This window comes from Rhodococcus sp. CX (assembly GCF_015865005.1).
Lineage (GTDB): Bacteria > Actinomycetota > Actinomycetes > Mycobacteriales > Mycobacteriaceae > Rhodococcus.
The window spans coordinates 31,202-38,371 of sequence record NZ_JADZGH010000111.1; the positions used below are offsets into that span (position 1 = coordinate 31,202).

General features: G+C 68.1%; 8 protein-coding genes and 1 pseudogene. 1 reads left to right on the forward strand and 8 read right to left on the reverse strand.

Annotated features, from left to right (window positions below; all coding sequences use genetic code 11):
• Nucleotides 1-8: 8 nt before the first annotated feature.
• The 6 genes from I0Q12_RS12220 to I0Q12_RS12240 all read right to left on the reverse strand — a co-directional run bounded on the left by I0Q12_RS12220 (nucleotide 9) and on the right by I0Q12_RS12240 (nucleotide 4,352).
• Nucleotides 9-1,019: a sulfate/molybdate ABC transporter ATP-binding protein gene (locus I0Q12_RS12220; RefSeq protein WP_197252175.1), complete on the reverse strand. Its 1,011-nt coding sequence runs from the start codon at nucleotides 1,017-1,019 to the stop codon at nucleotides 9-11.
• On the reverse strand, nucleotides 1,016-1,825 hold the full coding sequence (gene cysW / locus I0Q12_RS12225; RefSeq protein WP_197252176.1) for a sulfate ABC transporter permease subunit CysW: 810 nt from the start codon (nucleotides 1,823-1,825) through the stop codon (nucleotides 1,016-1,018). The genes I0Q12_RS12220 and cysW overlap by 4 nt, the downstream gene beginning before the upstream one ends.
• Nucleotides 1,822-2,646, reverse strand: a complete 825-nt coding sequence (gene cysT, locus I0Q12_RS12230; RefSeq protein WP_248673372.1) for a sulfate ABC transporter permease subunit CysT — start codon at nucleotides 2,644-2,646, stop codon at nucleotides 1,822-1,824. The genes cysW and cysT overlap by 4 nt, the downstream gene beginning before the upstream one ends.
• 60 nt (nucleotides 2,647-2,706) lie before the next feature.
• The gene (locus tag I0Q12_RS12235) at nucleotides 2,707-3,735 is read right to left on the reverse strand and encodes a sulfate ABC transporter substrate-binding protein (protein ID WP_197252178.1); all 1,029 of its coding nucleotides are present in this window, start codon (nucleotides 3,733-3,735) and stop codon (nucleotides 2,707-2,709) included.
• 179 nt (nucleotides 3,736-3,914) lie between these two features.
• Complete coding sequence (locus I0Q12_RS35100) at nucleotides 3,915-4,037, reverse strand: Ms4533A family Cys-rich leader peptide (protein ID WP_374068688.1); 123 nt, start codon at nucleotides 4,035-4,037, stop codon at nucleotides 3,915-3,917.
• Between the two features lie 93 nt (nucleotides 4,038-4,130).
• A complete protein-coding gene (locus I0Q12_RS12240) occupies nucleotides 4,131-4,352 on the reverse strand; it encodes a hypothetical protein (RefSeq protein ID WP_197252179.1) in 222 nt (73 codons plus the stop codon).
• An 87-nt stretch (nucleotides 4,353-4,439) separates the two neighbouring features.
• On the opposite strand from I0Q12_RS12240, the gene I0Q12_RS12245 reads away from it, so the two are divergent.
• Nucleotides 4,440-6,407, forward strand: coding sequence for a glycoside hydrolase family 15 protein (locus I0Q12_RS12245; RefSeq protein ID WP_197252180.1), 1,968 nt, complete (start codon nucleotides 4,440-4,442; stop codon nucleotides 6,405-6,407).
• 2 nt (nucleotides 6,408-6,409) lie between these two features.
• On the opposite strand, the gene I0Q12_RS12250 is transcribed toward I0Q12_RS12245, so the two are convergent.
• Together I0Q12_RS12250 and I0Q12_RS32670 are read right to left on the reverse strand one after the other, a co-directional pair.
• On the reverse strand, nucleotides 6,410-6,805 hold the full coding sequence (locus I0Q12_RS12250; protein ID WP_197252216.1) for an ABC transporter substrate-binding protein: 396 nt from the start codon (nucleotides 6,803-6,805) through the stop codon (nucleotides 6,410-6,412).
• Between the two features lie 52 nt (nucleotides 6,806-6,857).
• Nucleotides 6,858-7,170: pseudogene (locus tag I0Q12_RS32670) on the reverse strand (nitronate monooxygenase); the annotation flags it as partial.

Genomic DNA, 7,170 nt, shown 5'->3' on the forward strand with positions numbered 1-7,170 from the left:
GGCGATCGTCAGACGCCGGTCACCACGACCTCGTCGAGGGCGGGCGGCCGGGTGGCGCGGGCGTAGACGGTCTCCCCCGGACGCAGCCCCAGGGCCTGCGCGTCGCCGCGCGTGACCTGCGCGGTGAACGATTCGCCGGTGGCTTCGTTGTGCAGCTCCACCCGCACCTCGAATCCGAGGTGCACGACCCGTTCGACAGTCGCGCGGGTGATCCCCAGCGACTCGGCGGTGCCCTCGCTCCGAGCCTCGGCGAGTTCCGGGGTGCGACCGAGCCGGATGTCGTGCGGCCGCACCAGCTGCCCGTTGAGCTTGGAGACGCTGCCGAGGAACGACATCACGAAGTCGTTGTCGGGGCGATCGTAGAGATCCTCGGGCGTCCCGACCTGCTCGATCCGGCCACGGTTGAGGACCGCGATCCGGTCGGCGATGTCGAGCGCTTCCTCCTGGTCGTGGGTGACCAGCACGGTCGTCACGTGCACCTCGTCGTGCAGCCGGCGCAGCCAGGTGCGCAGATCGGCGCGGACCTTCGCGTCCAGCGCGCCGAACGGCTCGTCGAGCAGCAGCACCTGCGGGTCGACGGCGAGCGCGCGGGCCAGGGCCATACGCTGACGCTGACCACCGGACAGCTGCGCCGGGTAGCGCTGCTGGAATCCGTCGAGCCCGACGATCTCGAGCAGCTCCCCCACCTTCTTGTCGATCTCGGCCTTCGGGCGCTTGCGGATCTTCAGGCCGAACGCGACGTTCTCCCGCACGGTCATGTGCTTGAACGCGGCGTAGTGCTGGAACACGAACCCGATGTCGCGCTTCTGCGGCGTCACGTCGGTGACGTCCTTGCCCGCGATGTGCACGGTGCCGGAGTCGAGGGTCTCGAGACCCGCGATCGACCGCAGCAACGTCGACTTGCCGGAGCCGGACGGGCCGAGCAGCGCGGTCAGCGAACCGGAGGGAATCTCGATGTCGACGTTGTCGAGCGCCGCGAAATCCCCGTAGTTCTTGCGGGCCCCGGTGACGGTGATCATTTGTCGGCACTCCTCTTGCGGTCGAGCAGGGTCATCAGCAGCAGCACGAGCACGGCGATGGCCATGAGCAGGGTCGCGGCACTGTAGGCACCGAAGGTGTTGTGGTCATCGATGTACCGGGCGTGCACCAGCAGCGTCAACGTCTGGGAGACACCGGGGAACCCGGACGACACCATGATGACCGCACCGAATTCGCCGAGTGCGCGGGCGACGGTGAGCACGATGCCGTAGGTCAGGCCCCAGCGGATTGCCGGCAGCGTGATCCGCCAGAACGTCTGCCACGCGTTCGCACCGAGGGTGGCGGCGGCCTGTTCCTGTTCCTCGCCGATCTCGTGCAGGACCGGTTCGACCTCCCGCACCACGAACGGCAACGTCACGAAGATCGTGGCGATCACCATGCCGGGCAGGCCGAAGATCACCTTGAATCCGAGGGACTCGAGGCCGCCGAACCAGCCGCCGGCGCCCCACAACATGATCAGGGCGACACCGACCACGATCGGTGACACCGCGAACGGCAGGTCCACGACCGACTGCAGCAGACCGCGACCCGGGAAGCGGCCGCGCACGAGCGCGAGCGCGACGACGATGCCGAAGACGACGTTGAGCGGCACCACGATCGCGACGATGAGCAGCGACAGGTTCAGTGCCGAGATCGCGGCCGGCGTGCTGATCGACTCGACGAACGCCATGATGCCGTTCTCGAACGTGCGGTACAGGATGACGCCGATCGGCACGAGCAACAGGAAGAAGAGGTAACCCAGCGCGACGGTGCGCAGGGAGATCCGGGTGAACGCGGAGAGTTTCACGCGTCGTTCTCCTCTCGGCGCCGGCCGCGGTTCGCGACGACACGCAGCACGAACAGCGCGACGAACGCGATGAACAGCAGAGCGACCGACACGGCGGCGGCGTTGACCGGCCGGTCGATCTCGATCTGCTGCTGGATGTACTGCGACGCCATCTGCGTCTTGTACGGGATGTTGCCGCCGATGAGCACGATCGAGCCGTATTCGCCGATGGCGCGGGCGAATGCGAGACCGGCACCGCCGAGGATGGCGGGCCCGAGGGTCGGCAGGACGACGGAACGGAAGATGGTGAAGTTGTCGGCACCGAGCGACGCCGCCGCCTCCTCGACCTCCCGATCGGTTTCGAGCAGCACCGGTTGCACGGCCCGGACCACGAACGGCAGCGTCACGAACGCGAGCGCGATGATCAGACCGGGCTGGGTTGCGTTCAGGTGCAGGCCGATCGGGCTCATCGGCCCGTACAGCGACAGCAGCACGATGCTGGCGACGATCGTGGGCAGCGCGAACGGCAGGTCGATCAGCGCGTTGACGACCTTCTTGCCCGGGAACTCGTCGCGCACCAGCACCCAGGCGATGAGGGTTCCCATCACCGCGTTGATCAACGCGACGATCACCGACACGACGACGGTGATCCGCAGCGTGGCCAGCGCGGCCGGGGCGGTGAGAGCGTCGACGAAGCCGGACAGCCCGTCGGCGAACGCGTGGGTGGTCAGTGCCGCGAGCGGCAGCAGGACGATGATGCTCAGCCACAGGGTGGCGACGCCGACGCCGAGTGGGCCGACCGTTCCGGTGAAGGCGAACAGCGGCTTCCGGCGGCGCGCCACCGGGGCGGGAGCTGGTGCTCCCGCCCCGGGGCGTGTCTCGGTGGTACTCACGGAACGGGCCTACTTCGTGGCGTTGTCGTAGATCACGGCGATCGAGCCGGTGCCCTGCTTGAACAGGTCGGCGTCGACGGCAGACCAGCCGCCGAGGTCTGCGATGGTCCACAGCTTCTGCGGCTGCGGGAAGTCGGCCGCAAACTCCTCGGCGACGGCCGGGTCGACCGGACGGAATCCGGCCTGCGCCCACAGGCGCTGCGCCTCGGTGGTGTACAGGTAGTCGTTGAACGCCTGGGCCTTGTCCGCGTTCGGGGAGTTCGTCAGCACCGCGGCCGGGTTCTCGATCTTGAACGTGACCGGCGGGGTGACGTGCTCGACGGGGTCCCCGTTGCGTTCGGCGAACAGGGCCTCGTTCTCGTAGCTGAGCAGAACGTCACCGGAGCCCTGCAGGAACGCCTCGGTCGCTTCGCGGCCGGACTTCGGCTGGATCTTGACGTGCTCGGTCACGAGCTGGTTGACGAAGTCCAGGCCGGCCTGGGGGTTGGCCCCGCCCTCGCTCTTCGCGGCGTACGGCGCGAGCAGGTTCCACTTGGCCGATCCCGAGCTGAACGGATTGGGGGTCACGACCTCAAGACCCGGCTGGAGCAGGTCGTCCCAGTCCTGGATGTTCTTCGGGTTGCCCTCGCGGACCACGATCGTCACGACGGAGCCGAAGGGAATGCCGTTGTAGGCACCGGTGTTCCAGTCCGCGTCGACGAGACCCGCGTCGACGAGGCGGGTGATGTCGGGTTCGACGGAGAAGTTGACGAAGTCGGCGGCCGCACCGTCCTTGACCTTGCGCGACTGGTCGCCGGAGGCGCCGTAGGACTGCTGGAAGGCAACGCCCTCGCCCTCTTCGGTGGCGTTGAATGCGGGGATGATCAGGTCGAAGCCGGGCTTCGGGACCGCGTAGGCGTACAGGTTGACGGTGCCGCCGGAGCCGTCCGCCACGCTGTCCTCACCGACGGTGTCGCTCGCGCCGCCCGCGCAAGCGGACAGCGCGGTCGCGGTGGCTGCCGCGAGGGCCGCGAACACGAGGGCAGAACGTTTCTTCATGGAACAGGGGCCTTCCTACAGGAGCGGTGTACGGAGGTGGTGACCCGCAGAAATCGGCACCGGAAGGCTCCGTGCGCACTGCCCGAGGCGTCCGGCGGATACCGGGGATCGGCACACGGAAGATCGATCGAGATTGCCCGGAAGCCGGTGCGGCGATGCCGCGGGTCGGGAAGGATCGATCAGCGACAACAGCTGACGTCGGCAACCGACAAGCTGCCGACAGCGATCAGCGCCAGCTCGTGGCGCACGCGGGGCAGTGTGGTTACGGACACGCCGGAGACTCTAGCAGAGCCGCCGATCATGCCCGACCGCGCGGTCAGCGGGTGAGAAACCAGGCGACGACGACGATGGCGAGCAGCGCGATCAGCGCCAGGGTCACGCGTGAGCGCGGCATGTCAGCGGTCCTTCGTCGTCGGTTCGGTCGTGGCGGGGACGGGCACATCGTGTTCGCGGCGTCCGACGGCCGCGAACACCCCTGCGAGAACGCGGTCGAGCAGCCAGGCCGCGCCGGCGCACAGCGGCACCATCACGAGCAGTACCAGTGCGGCCTGCGGCACGAAGGACAGTCCGGCGAGCCACAGCTCGAATCCGTCCCACCACGATGCCACCCGGTCCACGCACCCACCTTAGACGGCGGGTCCACGACCACCGAATCGTCGGCCGTTCCCCGTGCAGGCGGAGCGCGCCGGACCGAGAATTGGGTGATGGGAGCCACGATCGACTTCGACGACCCCGATCCCGACGACCGGCCGCCGCCGATACTCCACCGGAGCCCGTATCCGCCGATCGACGACTACGCGTTCCTGTCGGACTGCGAGACGACCTGCCTGGTCGCCCGCAACGGCGCCGTCGAGTGGATGTGCCTGCCCCGGCCGGATTCGCCGAGCGTGTTCGGTTCGATTCTCGACCGCAGCGCGGGGCATTTCCGGATCGGCCCGCACGGACACACCGTGCCCGCCGCGCGCCGCTACCTTCCCGGTGGGCTGATTCTCGAGACCACCTGGCAGACCGAGACCGGCTGGATCGTGGTGCGCGACGCGCTGGTGATGGGTCCGTGGCACGCGGTCGACGACCGGTCGCGCACGCATCGCCGGACGCCGCCGGACTGGGATGCCGAGCACGTGTTGCTGCGCACGATCCGCTGCGTGAGCGGCACCGTGGAGTTCGAGATGAGCTGCGAGCCTGCGTTCGACTACAACCGGGAGTCCACGGTGTGGGAGTACACCGGCAAGGTGTACGAGGAGGCGACCGCGCGCTGCCGCCCGGAAACGGCCGGTTCGCATCCGGAACTTCGCCTGACGACCGATATGCGTCTGGGTCTCGAAGGACGTGAGGCGCGCGCTCGCACCCGGATGTACAAGGGTGACAGTGTGTTCGTGGCCCTGTCCTGGTCCGACCACCCGGCTCCGAAGACGTTCGCGGAGGCTGCCGCGAAAATGGCTGCCACCGCAGACTTCTGGCGCGAGTGGATCACCACGGGCCGATTCCCTGATCATCCGTGGCGCAGCTATCTGCAGCGCAGTGCGCTGACGTTGAAGGGCCTGACCTACGCGCCGACCGGGGCGCTGCTCGCGGCGTCGACCACCTCGCTGCCGGAAACTCCCGGCGGTGAACGCAACTGGGACTACCGCTACGCGTGGGTGCGTGATTCGACGTTCGCTCTGTGGGGCCTGTACACGCTGGGACTCGACCGGGAGGCCGACGACTTCTTCTCGTTCATCTCCGACGCGAGTCGTGACCAGCACGGCGTTCCCCGTCCGCTCCAGGTGATGTACGGGGTCGGCGGGGAACGTACCCTCGAGGAATCCGAACTCAACCATATGTGCGGCTACGACGAGGCCAGGCCGGTGCGGATCGGCAACGGCGCCTATCACCAGTCGCAGCACGACATCTGGGGCACCATGCTCGATTCGGTCTACCTCCACGTCAAATCCCGTGAGCACGTGCCCGATTCGCTGTGGCCGTTGCTGAAACTCCAGGTCGAGGAGGCGCTGAAACACTGGCGGGAACCCGACCGCGGAATCTGGGAGGTCCGCGGCGAACCCCAGCACTTCGTCTCGTCGAAGGTGATGTGCTGGGTCGCCCTCGACCGCGGCGCGAAACTCGCTGCGATGCAGGGTGAGAAGAGCTACGCGATGCAGTGGCAGAAGATGGCCGACGAGATCAAGGCCGATGTCCTCGCGCACGGCGTCGACGAACGCGGGGTGTTCACCCAGCGGTACGGGCATCCGTCTCTGGATGCGTCGGCGCTGCTGATTCCACTGCTACGGTTCCTGCCCGCCGACGATCCGCGGGTCCGCGCGACGGTGCTCGCCATCGCCGACGAACTCACCGAACACGGCCTGGTGCTGCGCTACCGGGTCGAGACCACCGACGACGGTCTCGCCGGCGAGGAGGGCACCTTCACGATCTGTTCGTTCTGGCTGGTGTCGGCACTGGTTGAGATCGGCGAGGTGGAGCGGGCCCGCGCGCTGTGCGAGCGGTTGCTCGGCTTCGCCAGCCCGCTCGAGCTCTATGCCGAGGAGATCGATCCGCACACCGGCCGTCACCTGGGCAATTTCCCGCAGGCGTTCACCCACCTGGCGCAGATCAACGCGGTGGTGCACGTCATCCGCGCGGAGGAGCAGATCCAGACCGGCGCGTTCCACCCCGCCCATCTCCACCCGTCCTGATCTCAGACGCCGGCGATCGCCTCGAGCTGCGGCCGGATCGTGTCGAGCGCGTAGCCGATGGACAGCGACGAGGGCGTGTTGAACGCGGCGACGGTCGGGTAGTCGACGACGGCGAACTGTCCCTGCCCGACCACATACTGGGACAGCACTCCGGTCCGGCCCGCGAGCCCCGGCAGTGCGGCCTCCGCGATCTCGGCCTCACGATCGGAGATGATCTTCTCCGCGTCGTCGCTGCGCCCGAGGATCTCGCCGAGCACGCGGACCTGCTCGTCCCAGCGGTCGACACCGGTGTCGCCGAGCGGCGCGACCGTCGGCGCGACGGCGGACAGCGTGTCGAAATCCGTCTCGGGATCGACGAGCCACGATCCGAGTACGAGATCGGGTTGCAGCGAAGCGATCTGCTCGGCGGTGAAGGCTACCTTACATAGCGCTTACATAGCGCGGATGCGGTTATTGCTTGCCGAACCGGGCGAGCAGCGCCTCCGCCTGCGTCGCGATATCCCGGACGACGTCCCCGGCCGGCCTCTGCTCCCGAACGAGACCGGCCGCCTCTCCCGCGTACACGACCCCGACGTTTGGATCGTCGGCGACGTACGCGTCGGCGAGGGTCTGCTCGTCCACGCCGCGACCGTGCCAGTTCGCGGTGAAGTCGTTGGTGAGCGCACGCCCGCCCCACCGCTCCGGCCACGGCATGTGCCGCGCCTTGTCGAAGATGTCGGTGTAGACGGTGTCGCCACTGCCGGCGTCGACCAACTTCTGCCGG

What these genes read in the sequence shown, in the direction of transcription:
- I0Q12_RS12235 (WP_197252178.1), bottom strand. Translation starts at nt 3,735, where the DNA reads ATGAAGAAACGTTCTGCCCTCGTGTTCGCGGCCCTCGCGGCAGCCACC.
- I0Q12_RS35100 (WP_374068688.1), bottom strand. Translation starts at nt 4,037, where the DNA reads ATGATCGGCGGCTCTGCTAGAGTCTCCGGCGTGTCCGTAACCACACTG.
- I0Q12_RS12245 (WP_197252180.1), top strand. Translation starts at nt 4,440, where the DNA reads ATGGGAGCCACGATCGACTTCGACGACCCCGATCCCGACGACCGGCCG.
- I0Q12_RS12220 (WP_197252175.1), bottom strand. Translation starts at nt 1,019, where the DNA reads ATGATCACCGTCACCGGGGCCCGCAAGAACTACGGGGATTTCGCGGCG.